Consider the following 22,291-nt stretch of genomic DNA (forward strand, 5'->3'; position numbering starts at 1 on the left):
ATAAAGGTTGTCACATGTGACCATCTAATAATAACAATAAGTTGTCACTTTGTCAACCCATACGCTTGCATCAAAAAAACAACCCTGCCACCAACCGCATGGTTTGGTACAGAGTTGCAGGTTATCATTCATACTGCTTCTACTCGCAAGATAGCTAAGAAAAGAGATTTCTCATTCGACTTTCTGACAGTTCATCCCCTACAAAATATAAGGTGTCATGGCGTTCTACCTTGGTGTAAGGACCTGGGGAAACCAAGAGTTGGTCCTCATGGCTAATTGCTACAATGGTCGCCCCTGTTGAATGCCAGATATTTAACTCACTGAGCGACTTACCATAATTTTCCGATGGTTCTGATAGGGTAAGCTCCATGGGCACAAAGGGTAGTTGTTGCTGAATATGCTTCGTGCGATTCAAAAAACGATCCATCAAAGAAGTCAGATGGTCAAACTCTCTTTTTTGGGTCTCAATGCTCTGAAAAAGCTCTTTTTTCATATCCTGAAGCGAGGCAACATCTTGATAATTGGCTAAAAATTCTTTGGCTTTTGCAATCGAGGCAACGAATGCCCCACTTCCATGGCGAACTTCCATAATCTCTAAATCCACTAAGACATTAATGGCCTTTCGAGCTGTTTCAGAAGACACACTAAAATTGCTAGCCAGAGTCGATCGTGCTTGCAATTTTGAACCCACAGGATATTTACCACTGACAATACGTTCCGCAATCTCAACGGCTATCTGCTGGTACCTTGGAAATGAAATCTGTTTTTTCGCCATCGCTACTCCCTATCCTGCAATTCTATTCCCCATCATTATAGTATAATACGCAACAAAAATCAAAGTCTAACGTCCTCTTACTCAGAGAGAAACAAACATCGCTCCTGAGATTAGGAGCGACGAGAAATCTTATTAACTAAACATCAACTCCAGCAATTCCTCTGCTGAAACCTTGCCGAAATAGCGGGCCACATCGATGGTCTCCAAGACAGCACGAATGTCGTCTTTTTCCATTTTATGTCCCACCAAAGCCTGCTCGACTTCTGTCACATCTCCTTTTCCGAAGAAATCTCCGTAGATTTTGCAATGGGCAATTCGACCCTTGTCAATATCCAAATGAATCTCAATGGTTCCTGCTGCAAATCGACCGTCTCTGTGATAACTGTATTGAGGGGAATTGCCATAATTCCATTCCCAGTTTTTGTATTTATCTGCGACCAACTGATCAATGGCAGCCCAGTCTTCATCGGTTAACACATAGCGTTTGGCTTCTTCCATGCGTTCAATTCCCAACAACTTGCAGGTCATTAGGTTTTTAAATTCATCGGTTGTGATGTTTTGGTACTCTTCTGCCAAATAGGGACGAATGCTGCCAACACGACTTCTGACCGATTTAATGCCTTTGGATTCAATTTTCTTCCGATTTGGATGAAGCACGCGCTCCATCGCCTCATAGTCTACATCCAAGAGGAGCGAGTACCCGCCGTAGACCCGATTGTTAGAAATGGTCATGGCAGCACCAGAAACCTTTTTACCTTCAATCACCAAGTCATTGCGACCTGTCTGCTCGACCTGTGTCACGCCTAGTTCATTGAGAGCACGGATAGCAGGGGCGTAAGCCCGTTTGAAATCTCCAAAAATGCCATTGTCCTGAATCAAATAGCAAACGTTGACTGCACCAGAATCCACATAAACCGCACCGCCACCTGTGTCACGGCGGACTAGCAAGATATTGTTTTCCTTAAGGTAATCCTCGTTAATCTCTACAATGGCATTTTGAAACTTACCAATTTCTACCTTTGGCTCACAATAATAAGGGAACAAAATATCATCATCTAAAAAGACGTGTTGCTGAACGTAGACTTGCATGGCAAGGGCAACTGCGCCATCAGCGATATATTGCCCATTTCGAATAGGTTCAATGAGATACATGATTTTCTCCTTTATGTAACATAAGATTTTTAGTCTTTGTCATTAAATCTGCAATGTGACTGGTCAGCTGAACCGTTTGCGGTCGAATAGCGGGCGGAATCCGGTACTGCTTTTGGTTCATGGTCACAAAGAGGGCAGCTTTATTTGCCTGCGTTTGTGCCTGAAAAGGATGCTTAATAAACTGCGGCGTTGTATAACCTACTCCGATTTCCAGATAGAGCACTTTTTGTCCTTCATGCTCCGCTAAAAAGCGGTCATAGCGGTCTTTTTGAGCAAAGAAATCCGCATCTTCAACCATGCCTTTTTCAGCATTCCGCTTATTGATTTCAAAAGGCGCTCCACACTTGGGACAGTAAGGAATCAAGTTCCGTGGAATCTTCATGTCCTTTTGTTCCGCAACCATTTGACGAATCAAGGCATCATCCCGATAGGTCTGCTGGTGGCAGAACCTGCTACATTGCCACAAGCCATACTCCCCTTGAATATGAAAGACCTTGTCCATGTCATATTCTGCTGCCGCAAAGGCATTATCCGCATTGGTGGTGATGATATGATAGGGCTTGGTTTCAAGCATTTCCTTTAAATCCAGATAGGCCTGTCCGACCGGCTGATCCAGATAGTTCAAGACGACAAAGCGACTTTGAAAGGCCCAGTATTCTTCTAAATCAGCAAACTGGTACAAACTCGCCTGCAACATGTCTAAAAGCCCGTATTTTTCAATAAAATCAGGAAAGGCTGTCTCAAACCGTTCTCCAATATAGGTAAATCCGTCTGCGGCCGACATCCCTGCTCCGATTCCGACAACAACCGCATCAGCCTCCGCTAACAGAGCTGCCAGTTGTGCTGGTTCATCTTGAACTTTCTCAAGTGACTTCCACTTGGTCATACCTTCTCCTTTTCTCCTAATTCTGCCTCATAATAGCAGGCATCTTCTCTTGTATACAAGGTAAAAATGACGGTAAGCTCATAGCTCGTTTCCTCTAGCCAGTCCCTGACTGTTTGCACAGCTAGCGCTGCTGCTTCTTTCTTAGGATAGCCAAATTCACCTGTCGAAATAGCACAAAATGCGATTGTTCGAATTTTTTCCTTGCGTGCCTGATTGAGACAGGATAGGTAACACTGCCGCAAGAGCCCCTCCCGAATAGGAGAGGGAGCTACGCCTTCTTTAATCCGTGGCCCTACCGTATGAAAGATGAGTTTGGCAGGTAGGGCATAAGCAGACGTCACCTTGACCTGTCCGACAGGTTCGCGGTGGCCTTGCGCCGTCATCACAGCTGCACAGGCATTGCGAAGCTCTACACCTGCATAGGAATGAATGGCATTGTCAATACAGACATGATTGGGAATAAAACAGCCCAATAAATCACTATTTGCCGCATTGACAATTGCATCAGCCTCTAGGTGACAGATATCGCCGTAGTAAAAGAGGATATGAGGATGATTGGTAGGTGTGCAATCGGCTAACGAACGCTGGTGTTGTTCATGATAGGCTGTGAGAAACTCCTTTTCACAGGCTAGATATTCCGCTGAAATAGGACCTGCTGGACGCTGATTGACCAATCCTCTCCAAACTTTGACAAGCGCCGCTCTGTCTTCAGGCAAGGAAGCTGTGCCACCTAGCAAGGAAATCATCTGCTTTAGGAGTGTTATTTCCTGTTCTTTACGCATCTTCAAGAGCTTCAAAGGCTGCAGCTTCGACCTCTGTCAGCTTAACGAGCCAATGCTCTTCTGGTTTGGCTGAGTTCAACAGGAGCGGTTGCTCCAAGGCTGCCGTATTGCGTTCGAGAACCTTGCCGGCTAAGGGACTTAAAATCGCCATGACCGTTTTTGAAGCCTCCAAGTTCAAAATAACATCGTCTTTTTCAAGATAGTCTGTCTCTGAAAACTCGACATAGCCAATTGTGCCAATATCATCTTGTAATTCTGGTGTCATACTGACAACATAGTGATTTTCTTCTTTTTCAATCCAAAGATAGTTTGCAATTTTTTTCATGTTCGTTCCTTTCTGATCATCAACTGTCGATTCTTGACATTTCGTGTCAATTATCTTCCTTTATTCTTATTCTGGCAAGAAGTTCTAAGGCCTTCATGCGGTGTTCTGCGGTTGGTAGTAAGGGGATAAAAAGCACCTCATCTGCTCCAGATACCCGTACTAATTCATTGACTGATCGCTCTACTCTTGCTAGATCCCCAACCAGCATCCGTGTCCGATTGGCTGCAATCTGAGCTTGCTCCGCTTCCGTCAGAGTGTAGGCTTGCGCTGTTTGGATACTCGGATAGCGACTAAATTCGTTAAAATCATCTTTTCCCAACATCCAAATATCAAGAGGTCTAGCCAATTCTTCAGCCAACTCCATGGTCTCTGCAATCACGACAAAGAGAGCTAAAATTAACCTCTCCTTAGCCTGAGCAGAAACTGGAAACTGCTCTCGGTAGGTTTTTCCAAGTAGGGCAGCTGTTTCTAGGGGATTTTGCTGGATAAAAGGAAAGCTACCGTAGGCAAATCCTAGTTCTAAGCGCGCCGCCTCATGAACTGATCGCCCGCCTGTCCCTAGCACAAATATATCAGGAACTAGAGGAGGAGTTGGTGTCGCTCTAATCGAGGCTTTATCATCTGCTAGATAGGCACACAAGTCCTCCAACCACGCACCATATTCTTGGCTCCTATAATGGCTTTGCAAGTGCTGATGTACCAAAGTCGTCCCCAACGAATTGCCCAAGCCAATGTCTATCCGATTCGGATAGAGGGTCGCCAAGGTTCGAGCTATTTCGGCCACCTTATAAGGACTATAGTGCAGGCCCATAATCCCACCAGAGCCAATTCGGATTCTCTGGGTCTGGCTGGCTAAATGTGCCATGACGATTTCAGGGGCACTGATGGCAAAAGCAGAAAGATTGTGGTGCTCTGCAACCCAAAAACGATGAAAACCAAGCGAATCCGCACGTTTTGCAAGTGCAAGGGTCGTTTCTAAGGCATCCACTGCTGTCTGCCCCTCATCAATAACCCCGTAGTCTAAAATACCAAACTTCATGATTTCTCCTCCCCGTAGTTAACAGACAAACCACGAAATAAGCTCCGTGAATCCGCTGGTAAAGACTCGCCGTAGTCCATTAAAGGTACAATGTCTTTAAATGAAGCCTGTGGAATAGCTAAGGACAGCAAGTCAGTAGCCTTAATCTTCAGATGAATATCCTGTGAGCGATTATCTCTAATTTTCTGGACAAATTCAGGGTCCACGATAAAGGGAGTTGAAGCTCCAACAAGATCTGCGTGTGCCAGTGCCTCTACGGCCTTTTCTGGACTGTTGACCCCTCCTGTTGCCATAATCGGCAACCGCCCTTTCCAGTGTTGGTAAATAACCTCATTGACCAATCGCCCTTGGTACTGTCCGCTAGAGCGCACTCGATTCCGAAAAACATCATGCCCCCAACTAGCAATCGCTAGATAGGCAAGGGGCACTCGTTCCATTGCTTCTTCCAGCAATTGAAGAAATTCCTCAATCGAATAGCCAATCTGATGACCTCGTGTTTCCTCAGGTGTTGCCCGAAAACCCAGTAAAAATGGCCTGTTTGCTTTACTATCAATCACTTCCTGCACAGCCTCTAAAACCTCAAGAGTCAGTCTTGCCCGACTAGGAAAATCTTGTCCACCATAGTCATCTGCACGCTGATTGGAAAAGGTAGAGAAAAAAGTCTGAATCAGTAGGCGTTGAGCAGAAGAGACCTCCACACCGTCAAAGCCTGCTGCAATTGCCCGTCTTGTTGCTTGACGGTAATCCTCTACGATAGCCTTAATTTGTTCAACGGTTAGGGCTTTGACCTCATGGGGAAATGGTGACTGCAACTGCATAGGACTTGGCCCATAGACAAAGCCCTCTCGCGCTAGTGTGTGTGAGGAAAAGCGCCCCGCATGGGTCAACTGCAAGATAGCTGTCGCTCCTTCTGCTTTCATCGCCTGCGCCAATTGACTGAGACCTAAAATATCCTCATCTTTTGCGACACTAAAGCCAAATTCAAACAATTGACCGTAAGGATTGACATAAGCTGCCCCTGTGATTTGAAATGGTGCAGCAGCAGCCCTTCGCTTGGCATAGGCCAAATCATCCTGACTAACATACCCTTCCTTGCTAGAAGAATTGGTCACCATGGGCGATAGGACAAAGCGGTTATCCAATTCGATACCATCTCCCATAGAAAATGGGGTAAATAAGCGACTTACATCCACCATATTAATCTATCCCTACTTTCTGATGACGTTCCATTGCTTCTTTTGTTCCTTTGGCAAACTCTGCTAGATTGTCCAGCGTCAATCGATAGCGTGTCGGGGTGTTTCCTAAGTTCCTGATAAACTGTTTTAGACCTGCTAGTACATCTTCTGGTTCAAGAGCTTGATGTAGCAAGTCGGATAAGGTTGCCATCGAAGCAGGATTGACACGCGGATAGCTTAGACCAAGATCCGCTTCTCCAGCAGCTACCCTGTAAAAGTCTCGGATTAACTCCCCCCGCTTTTCTTGTGAGCCTGAGATGCTGATATAAGCCGAAACAGCAATGCCAGACTTGATGCGCCTTTGGGCTAAGCCAGCAAATTTCTGTCCTCCAATACTGACATCGTAAGTGCCAGGACAGTAAGAATCACTGATTTCACGCACTTCAACCTCGTGATCCGCTAAGGGAAGAATTTCCCTAAGACAAGCTACCATGAGTTGATAGGCCTGTCCCATATCTAACTTCTTACCTCCAAGATGATCAGGGAGGATTAAAGAAAGATTGACAATCCCCACATCTGCTACAACAGCTAGGCCACCAATAGAACGAACAAGCGGCCGATAGCCTTGCTTGCGAATCACTTCCAAACCTTGCGCAAGATGAGGCAAACGGCAATCTGCCATACCCAAAATGACCGTTTTCTCGAGAGGCCACACATGCCAAATGACCTGTTCAGGCTGCCGATTTACTTCTTTTAAAAAAACATCTGCCAAAACTAGCTCATCAAGGCTACTTCCCAGCACACCTTCTGCCGACTGATAAATCGTATGCGAAACATCCGCTAATGACTGTAACAACAGCAATGATACCCCTTTCACACATATACTTCCATTCTAACATAATATAGGCATAAATCAATGAATTGCTTTGAAAAAACTCAGCTCACGGTCACAACTGAAACGATGTTCTCTGTGCTCTAAGCCTCATGATTTTCATTAAAGTTGGGGGGGCACTAGGTGATACGTCTGATGTTTTTCACTGAAAATTGTCACTTATAGATTGTCTATCAGAAACTGTCTCGCTAGCCACCAGTCCTCCTACAAATAGCAGCAAAAAAAGACTGAGCTTGGCTCAGTCGCCTTATTCTCGATTGTCAGTCATTCTTACTTGCTCGTTTCAGTAAGTATAGCGGATTGAGAACGGAACACGGATTAAGCACTGTGTGAAAAAGAGACGCAGATGTTCCAACTTTAGTTGGTTACAGCTGAGGCTCCCTTTAGTGGAGACGCAGATGTTCCAACTTTAGTTGGTTACAGCTGAGGCTCCCTTTAGGGATAAATCTCGTTGGTTGCAAGACAACCTGCTTCGATTTCCTATTTTGTCTAGGAGTTGCTTAACGATGTCCTAACCTTTATTCAATTCACTATAAAACCGCTTGATTGCTTCCCGATTCCAAACAAATAAGGATACCACTTGAAAGACCAACAAGCCTCCACAAAGGAGAGCAGACAGATAATCTCCTTTAGCCAAGGTCCACCAGACTATAGTAGCAAAAAGAGCTATGAGGGCAAGCCCTGCTAGATTACGGCCAACAGCATAGAGGAGCAAGCTCTTTCGAGTGCGACATTCACTCGCTTCTAGTTCCAAGAGCACGCCTAGAATCAACTCTCCAACAAAGCTCATATTCTTCCTCCTCTATCAAATAGGTCCTAGTCTTTCAAGGAAATGCCTTTTTCTTTCAATTGCTTAATCGTTGCCGCACCGATTCCTTTTAAGGCTAGCAAATCTTTTTCTGTCCATACTGCAAAGTCAGCCACGCTCTGAATGCCTGCTTGGTAGAAGGTTTCTAAGCGACTAGCAGGAATACCCTCAAGTTCTGGTAGGGCTTGGAAACCCTCTAGACTTGTAGCTGCCTGATGTTTGATATCGGCAACTGCTTCTTTGACCTGCTCAACAGCCTGATCAACGACCGTTTCAGCCACGTTCACCACTTGTTCCAATCGCTCACGACCTGCTTTTTTCAATTTTGCCCATTCACGTTTCAATACTTTTTTCCGATTTACTTTTTTCTTTGCCATTTTTCTCCTAATCTCCTTTTATCTTATCCTTAATAACTTCGTTTGCCAAACAATTCATCAGGTAAATCATGAAACCCTTTGCCAGCAGCATAGTTAGCGAATTTTCCCTGAATAAAGCGATAGGCATCGACCTTGCTTTCATAGCGAATGTAGGCATCAGCTGCGCGCTCATCCTTGTCTTCTTCTAAGACACGACGACTTTCTTCCATAGCCATTTCATTTATCGTTACTTGAGTATTGACCCAAGTCTCGAATTCTTTTAGAAATTCCTGTTCATAACTCATTCGTCAATCTCCCTATACACATCTGTTTCAATTGCCCGATAGGGCGCAATATCTTGGACATATTCCAATACCCCTTGAAATTCTCCTGCAGCATCACGAACAGCTTTATAGGTCACATGAACAAATTGCCCACGCGATTCAGAGTTGAACCACATTTCAAATTTGTCCTTACGCCCCTCACGCAAGGCGGTAAAAATCGCCCGTACCTTGGGTAATAATTTGGGCGGGTGACACAGCTCTACATTCCGTCCAATCTGGCTTGGAGTCCGTTTAAAAATCATCTCCTCGCTCGGCACTGCATCGTTATAATACTGGAAAATATCGTCCTTGTTCACGAAGGTGATTTCCATAGGCAGGTGATTCAAAATCAAATTTGCCTGCTCAACAGACAAATAGCCATTTCCAAAAACCTGTTGCTCCTCTGCTGGTCTCCGTTTGGGCTTGAAGGAGATGGTCAACTCGCCTTCAGGTGTGTCAAGCGTGTGCTGAACAAGTTCTCCTGTCCCTTCTACCTCCTGTTCAGCCGGTCTTTCCTGCTCTTTTTGGCTAAAGTCTTTTCGCGCCGGCTTCCAAGACTCGCTCGGACGGATAATGGCATAGCCAAAGGCTTCACTTTCTCCTGCAATTTGTAGCCAATCATCTTGCGTAAAACATTCGAGTAGAATCATTAGCAAAATCGATTCTTCCTTGAAAATCATACTTTCAAATTCGACTGCAAAGGCTTCAAAACTCTGTTGTAAAACCTCAATTCCCTGCTCTTCTAATTGCTGACAGTCCTTTTGTACAAGCGCAAACAAGTCCCGAATTTGATCATCCACTCCCCACATGACCTTGGGTGGTGAATCATGTCCGTATTTCTCCATCAAGGGAAAGAATAATTCTTCCTTTCGCCGATAATGGTTGTCAAACTGCCCTAACAAGACTAGTTGACGCTGCAAGCCCTTGACGATTTCCTTGCGAATAGTCGAATCTTCTGTCTGCTTATAACTTTCTAACAAACGACGAATCCTGATTAGAGCCGCACGTAAGGCTAAGTTTTCATCTTTAAAAACACGTACCGGATGACCTGCCTGATCAGCATCTGCTACCTCGACATTCTGGACTGCCTGCTTGAACAAGTTAGCATGGACATCGCACAGAGCCATGACATCTTCAAAGGTCACTCCCGAACCCGAGTTCATCAACTCATGCTCCATCAGCGAAATCTCAATGGCTGAGACTCCAGCAAAGGTCTGATTAAACCGCTCCTGTACACTATCTGGACTAGCTCCACGGTGCAAATCCAGCAAGATATCCTTTAAGATATGAATGCGTTCGTCTGTCATGCTTGTCCTCCAATGACATCATAGCCATTCCACTCCAAGGTTGACTGAATCCGTGCCAAATCAATCCCCTTCATCTTCGCCCCTTGCTTGAGCGACACTGTTTTACCAAGGGTATTGCGCATCAAGGGATTGGCAAGCGGGGTAAAACCAAGTTCGACCAAGATATCCAACACCTCAGGATGCGCTTCAATGACCTGCGCCACAGGAATAGAAAGATCAATCGTATTCATGTTCCCACCTTCACACATTTTTTCCCATTATAGCACATTCTAAAAGGAAAAGGGAGAGTGAAAGAGATGTTTTCAGGTAAAAAACGCTTTCCTACCTTGCTTTAATCAAAGGTTTTAGAAATGATTGGTAATCAACCGATTACTTATGTTGTCCTTTTTCACTAAAAATACTGATGATAAGTGCTCAAAAGATTACAAATGGGAAAAATTATGATAAAATTAGAAAATTCGTACAATAAGCTAAAGGAGAGGAAGATACAATGAGTGAGAAACACCATCATTCAACCAACAAAATGGAAAGGAGTCTACAAAACCGCCATGTCCAAATCATGGCCATTGCAGGAACAATCGGAACAGGATTATTCCTAGGCGCTGGGCGCTCTATCAGTCTGACTGGTCCTTCAATCATCTTTATCTATATGATGACAGGCGGCTTCATGTACCTGATGATGCGGGCAATCGGCGAGATGCTCTACCGCGATCCCGACCAGCACACCTTTATCAACTTTATCACCCACTATGTGGGAAAGGGCTGGGGCTACTTTGCCGGCTGGTCCTACTGGCTCTCGGTCGTCTTTATCGGCATGGCAGAAATTACTGCTGTCGCAGAATACGTCCAATTCTGGTTTCCAATGTGGCCTGCTTGGATTATCCAATTGGTCTTTCTTGTCATTTTAGGCATGGTCAACTTGATTGCCGTCCGCATCTTCGGAGAGGTCGAGTTCTGGTTTGCCATGATTAAAATCATCGCTATTTTAGCTCTAATTGCGACCGCCATTTTCATGGTCTTGACAGGATTTGAAACACCGACTGGTCTTGCCAGTTTGACCAATATCAGCGACGGATTCAGTCTCTTTCCAAATGGACCACTAAACTTTATCGTCGCCTTTCAAATGGTCTTCTTTGCCTATCTGATGATGGAATTTATCGGTGTAACAACTGCTGAAACGGAAAATCCTCGCAAAGTACTACCAAAAGCCATTAAGGAAATCCCTGTCCGCATCGTCTTTTTCTATGGTGGGGCCCTACTTGCCATCATGGCGATTATCCCTTGGAGGAACTTAGCAACAGCTGGCTCTCCCTTTGTAACGGTGTTTGAATTAGCAGGGATTAAATGGGCCGCCGGCTTGATTAACTTTGTCGTCCTGACTTCTGCTGCCTCTGCCCTCAATTCGACCCTGTATTCTACTGGACGACACCTCTACCAGCTTGCGCATGATGCACCAAATGCCTTGCTCAAGAAATTCAAGATCAACACCCTATCACGGCAAAACGTTCCACAAAATGCCATTATCGCCTCTGCAGTGGTCATCGCACTTGCCGCTGCAATCAGTGTCCTTCCTGATGTATCGGATGCCTTTACCCTGATTACTGCTTCTTCATCAGGCGTCTACATTGCTATTTATGTCTTGGTTATGCTGGCACATCTTAACTATCGCAAGTCTCAAGACTTCATGGCAAACGGCTACTTAATGCCCGCCTATCGTATCTTGAATCCCCTTACCATCTGCTTTTTCCTCTTTGTCTTTGCGACCTTGTTCCTCCAAGAAGCAACCCTTTGGGGAGCAATCGGCTCCACCATTTGGATTATCGCCTTTGGTAGCTATAGCCTTTATAAATTTAGATAGTCAAAAGGCTTTTATCAGAAAATAAATATCAAAACGAACAAAGGAAGATTTTCAACATTTGAACTCTCCCCTTGTTCGTTTTGATTTAGTACTAGGCAACGTGTCGCAAGCATAACTAAAGTTAAGTAAGACGCGTTAACGATGTAATAGATAAAAATGAAAGACTAGAACCATGTAAACTTGTAGGTCGTCACATGTTCAAATAACTGGTCTTTTTCGAGTAAAATCGATCCGAATCCTTCTACATTACAGGCATTGGGTAGACCTTGACATTCCAAGCTAAAAGCACCGTGAAAGGCTGCCATATCCTCACTTGGGAAATTGTAGGTATAAATCACCACCGCAGGCTGATTGGTCTCAACCGCCACACGAATTTTTTCATCTGGACTGACGACTGCTACCGCTTCTTTCACCCTATCCAAGACCCAAGGATGATCATAGCCCTTGACCAAGGCATTTTGCGGGTGTTCCAAGGTGAAGCCTTGAGCAAATGTCCCTCCTTTTCGGAAGTCAAAAGGCGTTCCATCAACAGGATCTAGCCTGCCAAGTGGTAGATTGTCCTCACCGAGTGGCGCATAGCTGTCCGCAGCAATCCGCACTTGGTGATCTGCAATGTCTTGAGTAACATCACCTGTTAGATTGAAATAAACATGGTTAGTCGGATTAAAAATCGTATCCTTATCCGATTGGGCTGTATAAGAAATCTCAAGCGCATTCTCCTCTGTCAAGCGATAGCAAGCCCTGATACGCACATTTCCCGGAAATCCATTGTAGCCATCAGAAAGCTCAATCGTAAAGCAAACGCTATTTGTCGCCTCATTTACTTCGGCTTCCCAATACTGTTCATTAGCTGTATTCACCCCACCGTGCAAGGTGCGACCTGGTTCATTTTCTGTAAAGTGATATACCTTGCCTTTAATCTCTGCCTGCGCTTTTGAAATACGACCTGCAACAGGTACAATGGTTGCCCCGGGATAGCTGTCCTTGGCCAGGTATTCGTCATCTGATGACGCAGCCATGGTCAGATTGCGCAGACCACCCTTTTCCCCCACAGGCACTAGTATCTCCACAATCCGCGCCCCAAAATTGGTCAAACTCACCTGCATCCCAGCTGCGTTGACCAGATGATACTTCCTTGCCCTTTCACTTCCAAATGGACTAATTTCAATCATGATTTCTCCTTTCAGTAGTTGAAACCTGTATTCACAGCTCAGCAACTCTATTTAGGGCTTATGGATACTGGTTCTTAATAATACACAATTTTCTATGATTAAAGCAACACTCTCAAAACTCAAACAGGAGCTGGCATTTCTGCCTGCTCCTGAGGATACTTAAAGTCTATTCATCTTCGTCATCTGACATGCCAGCAAGTACATCGTTCACATACTGGATGTATTCGGATGTACTTTCATCATAGCGTGATGTCGTTCCAAGAAGGGCATCGTTGATAAAACGAATGACCATTGGCATATTCATTCCTGCGTATAGCTCAATCGTGCGTCCCTCTAAAATGAGTTTACTAACCACATTACAAGGCGTTCCACCGAGCAAATCTGCAAAGACAACGAAATCGTCTAATCCTTCAATCGTATCTAAAAATTTTGCCTGAAATTCTTCTGGACCTTCTGCGGGGAGCAAAGATACAGTATGAATATTGTCCTGTGGACCCATAATCATTTCGGTGCTTTGCTTCAAACCCTCACAAAATTGTCCATGGCTTACTAATACTAAATGTTTACTCATAGAGGATACCTTACATCATTCCAAATGCGAAGTGACCTAGAGCTGATAGAGCAAGCGCAGCAATAATAATCAGTATGATTGCTTTTGTAGAAGTCATACCTTTACGGCCTAGCAACCAGAAGATTGCACCTGTAATCACTGCTGGTACCAAGCGTGGGAAGATTTGGTTAATCATGTCTTGAATCATGATTGCCTTGTCACCGATATGTGGTGTCCAAGTCACATCGACGTTAATCATGGTTGCAATCATCGCACCAAGCATGAAGACCCCAAGAACAGAAGCTGCATCAACAAGGGCAGTCAATTTGCTGCGCATTGTTGTGACAAGAGTTGTTCCTTCTTTATACGCAAACTCCAACTGTTTCCAACGGAAGATATCATAGACAACTGCTACAGCAACCCACATGGCAATACCGATAGGAGAGTTAGCTTTTGCTTGAGTCGCTGCAATAGATCCCATAATCGCCGGAACAAGAGAACCGAAGATTGAGTCTCCGATAGGAGCAAATGGTCCCATCAAGCCAGTTTTCACACCGTTTACCGCATCTTTAGAAGCAACACCCTCATTTTCTTCCAAGGCAAGGTCGATACCTGCGATGATGGTATGGAAGAATGGTGATGTATTGAAGAATTGGGTATGCAATTGCATCATTTCTTTTAGCTCAGGAGTTCCATCTCCGTACATTTTACGAAGTTGTGGCAAGAGCATATAGAGATAACCTGAACCCTGCATCCGTTCATAGTTCCAACCAAGTTGGTAGGTGAACATGCTACGTTTGTTAATTTGATTAAAATCTTCTTTAGTCAGTTTGTAATTAGATTTCATCATCTTCAATTTCCCCACTTTCTGCATTAGTCGGAGCTGCAACGACAGTCACATTTTGGCCATTCTTATAATGAAGAACTGCAAGACCGATACCGATTACGGCGATTGCAACCATTGGTAAACCTTTATCAAATGCTGATGATGAGAAGCCAATTGCTGCTTCTGCTGATTCATCGTAAGCACCTGCAAGTGTTCCAACAGCACCACTAAGAGTTGAAAGACCACCAAATACAGTTGTCATCATGGCAGTAATCGCAAATCCCATACCAAGGTAGTGAAGATTGCGTTTAAGTGGAAGATAGTGAAGCAAGATTGCAAATCCGAGACCTGGAAGCATACGAGCTGCAAGTGTCAAACCAGATGCTGCCCACTGGTATTCTTTAATGAGGTCAACAACTGTTTGAACAAAGTCACCACCAAATGCAAGGGCAAGAAGAACTGGAACTGCACGAGAAGCTGCCCAAGGAATCGCACCTAGAAGATAGTTGCGTTCAATTCCTTTGTAGTCAAAGCGTTCAACTGCTGCGTCCACACGGTGAGCAAAGTAAGTAGTTGAGAAACGACCGAGAATATCGGCATAAGTAAGGAGCGCTGCTACTGGTACCGCAATTGTTGAGATTGCAAGCTCAGCGTCAATCCCTTTTGCCACTGAGAAAGCAGTTGCCAAGACCGCACCAGATGTCGCATCAATACGAGATGCACCACCGAAAGTACCAACACCAAGCACTACCAATTGAAGTGAACCACCGATAAACAAACCAGTCTTCAAATCTCCCATAACAAGACCAGTAATGAATCCTGCAAATACAGGTGAACCAGCAGATGATACGATGGTCAACTCATCACAGATTTGATAAGCTGAGTACAAGGTAAGTAAAAGAATTTGCCACCATTGAATCATGATGTAACCTCCTAAAATTTTTTATAATTGTTTCATGCCCTCATTCCGAAGTCGAAACAAAGACAAATGTAACCGAATTGTGTTTATCTTACCTTATCAAGTAATGGTAAGAAGTCTTTTGCAGTGTCACCTGGCACCATTTGATGAATCAATTTCACGCCTTTGGCATTCAAGTCATCAAAGACCTTGATATCCTCATCTACCACGTTTACAGAACGGGTAACAGAGCGAGTTTCAGGTGATTGGGACATATTTCCGACATTGAGTTCTGAAATGGATACGCCCTGCTCAACCAAGCCCAAAAGTGGGGCTGGTTTTTTTGCTACGATAAAGAGACGTTGTGAATCATATTTTCCTGCTAAGATATTTGCTGCAGCTTTCTCAACCGGTAAAATAGACAATTTCACCCCTGCTGGACAAGCTAGTTTTAAACCAGCTTTCTCAATATCACTGTTAACCACATCATTATCCACGACCATAATCCGTGAAACATTTAATTTTGTGGTCCAGAGGTTTGCCACCTGTCCATGAATCAAACGTCCGTCGATCCGTACTCCTATAATTGCCATAGTATTCTCCTTTTACTATTTAGTTATAAATCTTTATACACGTGTTCCTGTGAAAAACGAAGATTCTCTCTATACTTGCCTTCTGTTTCAAAGACAATAATCTCATTTTCTCCTTTCTTTAAGTATCCTTTTGGTATGTAGAGAGAAAGAAGCGGACCTCGTTCCCAGAAACGACCTATATTTTCCTTATTTACAAAGACAACACCTTTACCAAAACCTGTCATATCGAGATAGGTATCTTGACAATGCTCAATCGTTACATGGTAGCGATAGAAAGCTGGTTGATTTTCTTCCCATTCTTCCGTGAATGCAAGCTGATCTAGCTGGTCAAGCGCTAGCGGATACATATCCCACTGCCCGACAAAGTGCAAGTCTGCAATCACTCCTCGACCTAGGCCCTTAAACTGGGTCGGAGCGGTCAACTTGTGACCATAATTCACACGACCCATATTTTCGACTAGAATGCTCAGTTCTGCTGTAGTATCATCCTGCTGAAAATGAATTTCTTCTCCAATGTCTTCCTGATACTGAGTCGCAATTTTTTGACCATCTAGAAAGACCTGAACTCGGTCTCTGGCATCGATAATCCGCAAACATTCGCCATCTGTCTTATCTTTTTCAATCTGTGTCTTATAGTAGATATAGCCGACATTCTGACCAAGCTCTTCCATGGATTTTGGATAAAAAGCCTTGTGGCAATCGCTTACATTTTCTAGCGCAGCAAACAAGCTCACTTTATCATTCAAGGACACCGTTGGATAGGCTTTTGCTTCCTTAATCAGAGGCTCCGCATAGTCAAGTTGCGGATAATGTTCTTTCATCAAAGCTTGCAGTGCATAAAATTTCTTGGTTGGATTGCCCGCCTCATCTAAAATCGCATCGTAGTCATAGGAAGTAATCTGTGGCAAATCAATCTGTCCACGCGCTGAACAACCATTCATAAAGCCGAAGTTTGTACCACCATGGAACATATAAAGATTAACACTTCCTAGCTCCAGTACTTCCATAACAGCCTGTGCCAACTCATCTGGATCCCTACGAATGACTTCTTCGCCCCAACGGTTGAACCAGCCATCCCAAAATTCCATACACATGAGCGGCCATTTTTTACCGTGTTCATCAAAGAAGGCTTGTAATTGCTCAAAGTTCCCCTTCGCGTTGGACCCAAAATTGGCTGTAACAAACACATCATCATCAACCAAGGTTCCAGATCGCAAGGTCGCTCTCCAAGAACCATCTGAAGTAAACAAGGGAGCAGTTAAACCATGTTTTCTCATCAGAGCAGCAACAGCTCGTAGATATTCCTTCTCCTCACCATAAGAGCCATACTCATTTTCAACTTGGAACATCAGGATATTGCCCCCTTGGGACAACTGGTGCTTAGCGAGCTTTGGCAAGAGAAAGGCATAATACTCATCTACATGTCGCAGATAGGCTTCATCTCCTGATCGGACGCGCACCTGCTCTGTCAGGAGCCAGGCAGGAAGACCGCCCCATTCCCATTCTGCACAAATATAAGGTGACGGACGAACAATGGCATAGAGACCAAGTTCCTGCGCAATTGTCAAGAAGCGCTCAATGTCTAATATCCCTTCGGTTGTAAACACACCTTTTTGAGGCTCATGCAAGTTCCAAGGAACGTAGGTTTCAACTGTATTGAAGCCTAAAGCCTTCAAATTATACAAGGAATGATACCAATCATCTGGATGCACTCGAAAATAGTGAATCGCACCAGATAGGATTTTAAAAGACTGATCATTCATATAAAAATCGTCTCGAATCTGAAAAGTATTCACTACACCCTCCTTGTAACCGTTTTCTTATCTTTATCAATATATTAACACAAAGTACTGGTTATGTCCAGTTGTTTTTAAAAAAATTTTCTATTTTCATAAAAATTTAGTATAATAAGTATAATCCGATATAGAAACCAAACTAACAGAAAGGAAAAATATGAAAATCCCAAAATACCAACAGGTACAAAACGATCTGCGGCAGCAAATCATCTCAGGCAAATTTGAAAATGGTGATAAATTTTATACAGAAGCCGAACTGACTAAACTCTACAACGTCAGCTCTATTACTGTTATCCGTGCCGTTAACGAATTAGTCAAGGACGGCTACCTAGTTCGCCAACAAGGAAAGGGAACCTTTGTCTCCCGCTCCCGTAAAGGTAAGCTTGTTGAATTTTCAGATATTGAAATCTTTCCCCTTGAAAAAGACAGTGTAGAAGTTCTCTCATGTGAAAAGGGCAATGACCCACGTATTCTGGAAAAATTAGAACTGGATAAAAACTCCTATTACTACAAAATCATCCGTGTGCGTTCAGCTGGTGAGGCACCCTATCTTTATCATCAATCCTACATTCCAGCTCGCTATATCAAAGATCCTGACGCCCCGCTCAGCCATTTCCAGTCCCTATACCAGCGCTTCAAATTGGACTTCAACCTCCACATGTCAGAAGAATTGTACTCTGAAACCAACGAAGTCGTCTTTCCAAGTCCAGCAAAAGTCGCCAAACATCTCAATATGACTACTCCTGAACCAAGTATTTTGCAAATTCGAACTACCAAACGAACGGGGACAGATGAAATTCTGGAATACATCGAAACCTATAAACATTGGAAGTTCTTCAAATTTGAAATTATTGCTAATAAACATTAAAACGGAACCTTACGGCTCCGTTTTTATGATATCCTTACTCTCCACGCATATGGCTAATCTTGTAGCGAAATTGGTCAGCACGCGCAATACTAAAGGTATATTCGATGATACGATTCTTATCATTATAGGTCTTACGAATCAGGTGCAAAACAGCATCCCCATTCTGAATATTAAGAAGATTTGCTTCATTTTCAAGCGCAATACTAGCATAAAACTCTTCTTCTGCTAAACGAATGACTTGATTATAATCCTCTGCGAAAATTTCATACAAGGGCCTTGTCTGCAACTTCTCTTGAGACAAGGAGTCAAAAATCACCGCTGGTACGTAGGTCCGCTCGAGCATCATGGGAATCCCGTCTGCCAGGCGCAAGCGTTCCAATTCAAAAATCGGCTCCCCAATTGCCACCTGCAAACGCTGAGCCACATAATCTGTCGCCTGAATCCGTTCAAAGGATAAAATCTGAGTTTTCGGAACGCGACCGACCTTGCGCATCTGCTCCGTGAAACTATAGGTCATCGATAAATCAACCGATTGATGACCTAGCTCTGAGACAAACGTTCCCTTACCATGAACTTTATAGACCAAGCCTCTTTTTTCTAATTCTTGCAAGGCCAAACGAACCGTAATGCGACTGACACCATACACTTGAGTCAATTCTCTTTCTGAGAGCAGTTTTTCATTCGCCTCCATACTATCATGGATTTCTTTTTCAAGCGTTTCCACTAGCTGGAGATAAAGAGGTTTTGTACTAGACATATCGGCCATGGCTTCTACTCCTTCATCGGTTATAACCACTTTAAGTATAGGCTATTTTTCCACTAAATGCAAGTTGGAAAATACCCCTCCTAATCTTTTTGACATCATCTTTCCGTTTTGATGAACTACTACAACTATAGCCAGAGTAATACTCTATAAAAATCAAAATCTGATTAGGCAAGGAAGCCGTAGGTAGAACTGACATTCAGCAAGGCGAGTTAACGACATCAGAGTTTGATTTTTGTCGAGTATAATATTGTAACAGCAACTAAAGGCCTATACGGCTTCTGGTTTAGAATACAAGAACACCACTAACTTACCAAAGAAAAATCGTGCTAATGGTCCTGCAACGAAGAAATTTAAGGGCAGCGCCATAACCGCATTGCTCATCCAAGCAAGTCCATAAGTCCCAAAACTAAGTGGCACACCATTCATGATAAGGCCGTAGAAGGACATCAAGCTGACCATAAACAACCCAATCGTACCTGAAATGATGAGGATTTTTTGCCAATCCTTGACTGGGGCTGGTGACAGGCTTAAGAGACGGAAGGCAAGCTTTTTCGCAAGAGGACCTACAAGTAGCATATCCAAGGCAAAAGCAACCAAAAAAGCAGGAGCAAAGCCAGTCAAAACATGGCTCAGCGAAAACTGTCCCACAAGAAACAGATTCCAACAGCTCATCCCAAAGACCATCAAACCGCACATCAACGTAGTAAACAACAAAGCTTCTTTAAAATTTTTCGGCATATTTATCTCCTTTTCTTTTCTAAACATGTTAGAACCTATATTCACAGCTCAGCAACTCTATTCAGGGCTTATGAATACAGGTTCTTATTCTACCATATTTGAAAATTTCATGTAAGCGATTTGCATAAGAAAACGTTTTTAGGTTCAAAAACCTTACATCATTTGAAATACTCGGAACATCAGTTGATAGCATGCAAAAAGCAGAACTCTGATAGCCCTGCTTCATCTGTTATAATCATTCGTTAAGCTGCCGTTTGGACAATTTCACCACGCACTCTGTTCTTGCAGTATGGGGGAACATATCTACCGACTGGATGTAGTCGACTTTATAGACCTTAGCCAGCTGGACCAAGTCCCGAGCCAGGGTCGATACATTACAAGACACGTAGACCATCTTTTCAGGCTGATAGCGAACAATGGTTGCCAGCAACTGCTCATCGAGCCCCGTCCGTGGCGGATCGACAATCACAGCATCTGCCCAGTAGCCTTCCTTGTACCAACGCGGGATAATCTCCTCTGCCAGCCCCGCCTCATAATAAGTATTATCCAGCCCCAACGCTTTTGCATTGCGCTTCGCATCCTCAATGGCCTCCGGAATAATATCCATACCACGTAGCGATTTCACTTTCTTGGCCAAAGCAAAGCCAATAGTTCCTACCCCGCAATAAGCATCAATCAAATGTTCATGCCCTTGAATATCTAGCGCCTTAACGGCTTCACCATATAAGACTTCCGTCTGCTCTGGATTCAACTGGTAAAATGCGCGTGGAGACAAGGCAAACTCATAACCCAACACAGACTCCTCAATCGCCTCTTGGCCCCAGATAATTTCCGTCTTCTCCCCGTAAATCTCACTCGACTTTTTGCTATGCCAGTTGACTGCAATTGTCACAATCTCTGGAAATGTCTCAACTAGCTCTTCTACTAAGCGCGTCAGATTGACCTGACTAGACGTCACAAAAATCAACTGAATCTGCCCAGTCTCCCGAGCCCGTCGCACCATGACCGTCCGAATGCCACCACTCCTACGCTCATCATAAATCGGAATTCGGTATTTCGTGAGCAAGGCTGCGACCTGATTAATCACCTTTTGCGTCATTTGATCTTGTACTAAACAGTCCTGAACGGCAATTAAGCGATGAGAATGCTCCGCATAGAGACCAGCCTGAACCTTCCCTTTGATGAGACGCGTCTGAAACTGCAATTTTGCCCGATAATACCTCGGCTCTTTCATACCAATGGTCGGCCGCAGTTCATAGTCCTCAAAACCGGCTGGCTGAAATTTCTTCAAGGCCTGACGGAGCAGGTCGGCCTTGAAATCTAACTGCCGATCGTAACGTAAGTGCATGATTTGACAACCACCACAAGCCTCGTATAAGGGGCAGTCTGGTTCAACCCGAAACTTGGACGCACGATTCACCTTGAGCAAACGCGCCTCCACAAAATTCCGCTTGACCGCTGTCACCTGACAATAGACTTCTTCTCCCTTTAGCGCTCCAGGTACAAAGACCAATGTCTTATGATAAAAGCCAATCCCCTCACCATTGATCCCCATTCGCTTAATTTTTAAGGCAATCCGTTGTTTTACTTGTATACTCATAATACTATTTTACCGAAATTTCGTGTATAATGAAAGAATGAAAATCACAAAACTCGAAAAGAAAAAACGCCTCTACCTGCTAGAACTTGATAGCAGCGACCAACTTTATATTACCGAAGATACCATTGTCCGCTTTATGCTCAGTAAAGAGAAGGAGATTACCCCTGAGGAATTAATCGAAATCAAGACCTTTGCCCAACTATCCTACGGTAAAAATCTCGCCCTGTATCATCTTTCATTCAAACAACGAACCCGCAAGGAAATCCAACTCTATCTGGAAAAATACGAAATCGAGCCAGCGATTATTCCCCATATACTGACGCAGCTAGAAGCAGATAATTGGATCAACGACCAGAAATACGTTGAAACATTCCTCTACCAAAATCAACTATCAGGAGACAAGGGCCCACAAGTCCTCAAACAAAAACTCTCCCAAAAAGGCATCCCTATTTCGCTCATCGAAGAAGAGCTTCAAAAGATCGATTTTTCTCCAATTGCCGAACGTGTTGCCCAAAAACTAGCCAAAACACATGCCCACAAATTACCACATCGCGCCTTGCACGATAAACTGCTTCAATCCTTACTCAACAAGGGATTCAGCTACAGCCAGGCACAGACCGCTGTCCATAACCTAGAGTTAGAATCAGACGACGAACTAGAAGAGCAACTCATTCAAAAAGAATTGGATAAACAATACCGCAAATATAGTCGCAAATACGAAGGCTATGAATTGCAGCAACGCCTAATACAAGCCCTAATGCGCAAAGGCTACGACTACCAGCAAATCAAAAGTACCGTACGCGATT

At 43.9% G+C, this 22,291-nt stretch carries 25 protein-coding genes (1 of these 25 only partly in view); 3 read left to right on the forward strand and 22 right to left on the reverse strand.

Annotated elements, in window-relative coordinates; translation table 11 throughout:
• Positions 1-154: 154 nt before the first annotated feature.
• From CHF41_RS09665 to CHF41_RS09725, 13 genes are all read right to left on the reverse strand, one after another.
• Positions 155-775, reverse strand: coding sequence for a GntR family transcriptional regulator (locus CHF41_RS09665; RefSeq protein ID WP_119877080.1), 621 nt, complete (start codon positions 773-775; stop codon positions 155-157).
• A gap of 132 nt (positions 776-907) precedes the next feature.
• Positions 908-1,927 (reverse strand): lipoate--protein ligase, encoded by a 1,020-nt coding sequence (locus CHF41_RS09670; protein WP_119877081.1) that lies wholly within the window; start codon positions 1,925-1,927, stop codon positions 908-910.
• Positions 1,914-2,813: an SIR2 family NAD-dependent protein deacylase gene (locus CHF41_RS09675; RefSeq protein ID WP_119877082.1), complete on the reverse strand. Its 900-nt coding sequence runs from the start codon at positions 2,811-2,813 to the stop codon at positions 1,914-1,916. The genes CHF41_RS09670 and CHF41_RS09675 overlap by 14 nt, the downstream gene beginning before the upstream one ends.
• Positions 2,810-3,595: a protein-ADP-ribose hydrolase gene (locus CHF41_RS09680; protein ID WP_119877083.1), complete on the reverse strand. Its 786-nt coding sequence runs from the start codon at positions 3,593-3,595 to the stop codon at positions 2,810-2,812. Before CHF41_RS09680 ends, CHF41_RS09675 begins: the two co-directional genes overlap by 4 nt.
• Positions 3,588-3,920: a glycine cleavage system H family protein gene (locus tag CHF41_RS09685; RefSeq protein ID WP_119877084.1), complete on the reverse strand. Its 333-nt coding sequence runs from the start codon at positions 3,918-3,920 to the stop codon at positions 3,588-3,590. Before CHF41_RS09685 ends, CHF41_RS09680 begins: the two co-directional genes overlap by 8 nt.
• Before the next feature lie 46 nt (positions 3,921-3,966).
• Positions 3,967-4,959, reverse strand: a complete 993-nt coding sequence (locus CHF41_RS09690; RefSeq protein WP_119877085.1) for an MsnO8 family LLM class oxidoreductase — start codon at positions 4,957-4,959, stop codon at positions 3,967-3,969.
• Positions 4,956-6,161, reverse strand: a complete 1,206-nt coding sequence (locus CHF41_RS09695) for an NADH-dependent flavin oxidoreductase (protein WP_420852864.1) — start codon at positions 6,159-6,161, stop codon at positions 4,956-4,958. Before CHF41_RS09695 ends, CHF41_RS09690 begins: the two co-directional genes overlap by 4 nt.
• A complete protein-coding gene (locus tag CHF41_RS09700; RefSeq protein ID WP_162911948.1) occupies positions 6,157-7,011 on the reverse strand; it encodes a lipoate--protein ligase family protein in 855 nt (284 codons plus the stop codon). The genes CHF41_RS09695 and CHF41_RS09700 overlap by 5 nt, the downstream gene beginning before the upstream one ends.
• A 526-nt stretch (positions 7,012-7,537) precedes the next feature.
• The gene (locus CHF41_RS09705; protein WP_119877088.1) at positions 7,538-7,816 is read right to left on the reverse strand and encodes a hypothetical protein; all 279 of its coding nucleotides are present in this window, start codon (positions 7,814-7,816) and stop codon (positions 7,538-7,540) included.
• Between the two features lie 26 nt (positions 7,817-7,842).
• Positions 7,843-8,211, reverse strand: coding sequence for a helix-hairpin-helix domain-containing protein (locus CHF41_RS09710; RefSeq protein WP_119877089.1), 369 nt, complete (start codon positions 8,209-8,211; stop codon positions 7,843-7,845).
• Positions 8,212-8,240: 29 nt separating this feature from the next.
• A complete protein-coding gene (locus tag CHF41_RS09715; RefSeq protein ID WP_119877090.1) occupies positions 8,241-8,495 on the reverse strand; it encodes a DUF1912 family protein in 255 nt (84 codons plus the stop codon).
• Positions 8,492-9,820, reverse strand: coding sequence for a DUF438 domain-containing protein (locus CHF41_RS09720; RefSeq protein ID WP_119877091.1), 1,329 nt, complete (start codon positions 9,818-9,820; stop codon positions 8,492-8,494). Before CHF41_RS09720 ends, CHF41_RS09715 begins: the two co-directional genes overlap by 4 nt.
• Positions 9,817-10,050, reverse strand: a complete 234-nt coding sequence (locus tag CHF41_RS09725; RefSeq protein WP_119877092.1) for a DUF1858 domain-containing protein — start codon at positions 10,048-10,050, stop codon at positions 9,817-9,819. Before CHF41_RS09725 ends, CHF41_RS09720 begins: the two co-directional genes overlap by 4 nt.
• A gap of 260 nt (positions 10,051-10,310) precedes the next feature.
• Between CHF41_RS09725 and CHF41_RS09730 the strand changes: the two genes are divergently transcribed.
• On the forward strand, positions 10,311-11,678 hold the full coding sequence (locus CHF41_RS09730; protein ID WP_162911949.1) for an amino acid permease: 1,368 nt from the start codon (positions 10,311-10,313) through the stop codon (positions 11,676-11,678).
• A 164-nt stretch (positions 11,679-11,842) separates the two neighbouring features.
• Here the strand turns inward: CHF41_RS09730 and CHF41_RS09735 are convergent, their stop codons facing one another.
• The 6 genes from CHF41_RS09735 to CHF41_RS09760 all read right to left on the reverse strand — a co-directional run bounded on the left by CHF41_RS09735 (position 11,843) and on the right by CHF41_RS09760 (position 17,480).
• Positions 11,843-12,850, reverse strand: coding sequence for an aldose epimerase family protein (locus tag CHF41_RS09735; protein ID WP_119877093.1), 1,008 nt, complete (start codon positions 12,848-12,850; stop codon positions 11,843-11,845).
• Between the two features lie 166 nt (positions 12,851-13,016).
• Entirely contained in the window at positions 13,017-13,421 is a 405-nt protein-coding gene (locus tag CHF41_RS09740) for a PTS sugar transporter subunit IIA (protein ID WP_119877094.1), read from the reverse strand.
• A 10-nt stretch (positions 13,422-13,431) separates the two neighbouring features.
• Positions 13,432-14,250: a PTS system mannose/fructose/sorbose family transporter subunit IID gene (locus tag CHF41_RS09745; RefSeq protein ID WP_119877095.1), complete on the reverse strand. Its 819-nt coding sequence runs from the start codon at positions 14,248-14,250 to the stop codon at positions 13,432-13,434.
• A complete protein-coding gene (locus tag CHF41_RS09750; protein WP_119877096.1) occupies positions 14,237-15,148 on the reverse strand; it encodes a PTS mannose/fructose/sorbose/N-acetylgalactosamine transporter subunit IIC in 912 nt (303 codons plus the stop codon). The genes CHF41_RS09745 and CHF41_RS09750 overlap by 14 nt, the downstream gene beginning before the upstream one ends.
• An 83-nt stretch (positions 15,149-15,231) precedes the next feature.
• Positions 15,232-15,717, reverse strand: coding sequence for a PTS sugar transporter subunit IIB (locus CHF41_RS09755; protein ID WP_119877097.1), 486 nt, complete (start codon positions 15,715-15,717; stop codon positions 15,232-15,234).
• Positions 15,718-15,740: 23 nt separating this feature from the next.
• Positions 15,741-17,480: a glycoside hydrolase family 35 protein gene (locus tag CHF41_RS09760; RefSeq protein WP_119877185.1), complete on the reverse strand. Its 1,740-nt coding sequence runs from the start codon at positions 17,478-17,480 to the stop codon at positions 15,741-15,743.
• Between the two features lie 190 nt (positions 17,481-17,670).
• On the opposite strand from CHF41_RS09760, the gene CHF41_RS09765 reads away from it, so the two are divergent.
• Positions 17,671-18,381 (forward strand): GntR family transcriptional regulator, encoded by a 711-nt coding sequence (locus tag CHF41_RS09765; protein WP_119877098.1) that lies wholly within the window; start codon positions 17,671-17,673, stop codon positions 18,379-18,381.
• A gap of 34 nt (positions 18,382-18,415) precedes the next feature.
• Here the strand turns inward: CHF41_RS09765 and CHF41_RS09770 are convergent, their stop codons facing one another.
• The 3 genes from CHF41_RS09770 to rlmD all read right to left on the reverse strand — a co-directional run bounded on the left by CHF41_RS09770 (position 18,416) and on the right by rlmD (position 21,485).
• Positions 18,416-19,147 carry a GntR family transcriptional regulator gene (locus tag CHF41_RS09770; RefSeq protein ID WP_420852853.1) on the reverse strand — a complete coding sequence of 244 codons (732 nt, stop codon included), beginning with the start codon at positions 19,145-19,147 and terminating at the stop codon, positions 18,416-18,418.
• A 267-nt stretch (positions 19,148-19,414) separates the two neighbouring features.
• On the reverse strand, positions 19,415-19,885 hold the full coding sequence (locus CHF41_RS09775; protein WP_119877099.1) for a DUF2798 domain-containing protein: 471 nt from the start codon (positions 19,883-19,885) through the stop codon (positions 19,415-19,417).
• A 235-nt stretch (positions 19,886-20,120) separates the two neighbouring features.
• Positions 20,121-21,485, reverse strand: coding sequence for a 23S rRNA (uracil(1939)-C(5))-methyltransferase RlmD (rlmD, locus tag CHF41_RS09780; protein WP_119877100.1), 1,365 nt, complete (start codon positions 21,483-21,485; stop codon positions 20,121-20,123).
• 37 nt (positions 21,486-21,522) lie between these two features.
• Here rlmD and recX point away from each other — a divergent pair, with 37 nt between their 5' ends.
• On the forward strand, positions 21,523-22,291 hold the 5' portion of the coding sequence (gene recX / locus CHF41_RS09785) for a recombination regulator RecX (protein ID WP_119877101.1). Its footprint extends 8 nt past the window's final position; the window shows 769 of its 777 coding nt (coding positions 1-769); its start codon is at positions 21,523-21,525; the stop codon falls past the right edge of the window.

The organism is Streptococcus respiraculi (assembly GCF_003595525.1).
In the GTDB taxonomy this organism is placed as follows: Bacteria; Bacillota; Bacilli; order Lactobacillales; family Streptococcaceae; genus Streptococcus; species Streptococcus respiraculi.

What these genes read in the sequence shown, in the direction of transcription:
- CHF41_RS09665 (WP_119877080.1), bottom strand. Translation starts at nt 775, where the DNA reads ATGGCGAAAAAACAGATTTCATTTCCAAGGTACCAGCAGATAGCCGTT.
- CHF41_RS09670 (WP_119877081.1), bottom strand. Translation starts at nt 1,927, where the DNA reads ATGTATCTCATTGAACCTATTCGAAATGGGCAATATATCGCTGATGGC.
- CHF41_RS09675 (WP_119877082.1), bottom strand. Translation starts at nt 2,813, where the DNA reads ATGACCAAGTGGAAGTCACTTGAGAAAGTTCAAGATGAACCAGCACAA.
- CHF41_RS09680 (WP_119877083.1), bottom strand. Translation starts at nt 3,595, where the DNA reads ATGCGTAAAGAACAGGAAATAACACTCCTAAAGCAGATGATTTCCTTG.
- CHF41_RS09685 (WP_119877084.1), bottom strand. Translation starts at nt 3,920, where the DNA reads ATGAAAAAAATTGCAAACTATCTTTGGATTGAAAAAGAAGAAAATCAC.
- CHF41_RS09690 (WP_119877085.1), bottom strand. Translation starts at nt 4,959, where the DNA reads ATGAAGTTTGGTATTTTAGACTACGGGGTTATTGATGAGGGGCAGACA.
- CHF41_RS09705 (WP_119877088.1), bottom strand. Translation starts at nt 7,816, where the DNA reads ATGAGCTTTGTTGGAGAGTTGATTCTAGGCGTGCTCTTGGAACTAGAA.
- CHF41_RS09710 (WP_119877089.1), bottom strand. Translation starts at nt 8,211, where the DNA reads ATGGCAAAGAAAAAAGTAAATCGGAAAAAAGTATTGAAACGTGAATGG.
- CHF41_RS09715 (WP_119877090.1), bottom strand. Translation starts at nt 8,495, where the DNA reads ATGAGTTATGAACAGGAATTTCTAAAAGAATTCGAGACTTGGGTCAAT.
- CHF41_RS09720 (WP_119877091.1), bottom strand. Translation starts at nt 9,820, where the DNA reads ATGACAGACGAACGCATTCATATCTTAAAGGATATCTTGCTGGATTTG.
- CHF41_RS09725 (WP_119877092.1), bottom strand. Translation starts at nt 10,050, where the DNA reads ATGAATACGATTGATCTTTCTATTCCTGTGGCGCAGGTCATTGAAGCG.
- CHF41_RS09730 (WP_162911949.1), top strand. Translation starts at nt 10,311, where the DNA reads ATGAGTGAGAAACACCATCATTCAACCAACAAAATGGAAAGGAGTCTA.
- CHF41_RS09735 (WP_119877093.1), bottom strand. Translation starts at nt 12,850, where the DNA reads ATGATTGAAATTAGTCCATTTGGAAGTGAAAGGGCAAGGAAGTATCAT.
- CHF41_RS09740 (WP_119877094.1), bottom strand. Translation starts at nt 13,421, where the DNA reads ATGAGTAAACATTTAGTATTAGTAAGCCATGGACAATTTTGTGAGGGT.
- CHF41_RS09745 (WP_119877095.1), bottom strand. Translation starts at nt 14,250, where the DNA reads ATGATGAAATCTAATTACAAACTGACTAAAGAAGATTTTAATCAAATT.
- CHF41_RS09750 (WP_119877096.1), bottom strand. Translation starts at nt 15,148, where the DNA reads ATGATTCAATGGTGGCAAATTCTTTTACTTACCTTGTACTCAGCTTAT.
- CHF41_RS09755 (WP_119877097.1), bottom strand. Translation starts at nt 15,717, where the DNA reads ATGGCAATTATAGGAGTACGGATCGACGGACGTTTGATTCATGGACAG.
- CHF41_RS09760 (WP_119877185.1), bottom strand. Translation starts at nt 17,480, where the DNA reads ATGAATGATCAGTCTTTTAAAATCCTATCTGGTGCGATTCACTATTTT.
- CHF41_RS09765 (WP_119877098.1), top strand. Translation starts at nt 17,671, where the DNA reads ATGAAAATCCCAAAATACCAACAGGTACAAAACGATCTGCGGCAGCAA.
- CHF41_RS09770 (WP_420852853.1), bottom strand. Translation starts at nt 19,147, where the DNA reads ATGGCCGATATGTCTAGTACAAAACCTCTTTATCTCCAGCTAGTGGAA.
- CHF41_RS09775 (WP_119877099.1), bottom strand. Translation starts at nt 19,885, where the DNA reads ATGCCGAAAAATTTTAAAGAAGCTTTGTTGTTTACTACGTTGATGTGC.
- rlmD (WP_119877100.1), bottom strand. Translation starts at nt 21,485, where the DNA reads ATGAGTATACAAGTAAAACAACGGATTGCCTTAAAAATTAAGCGAATG.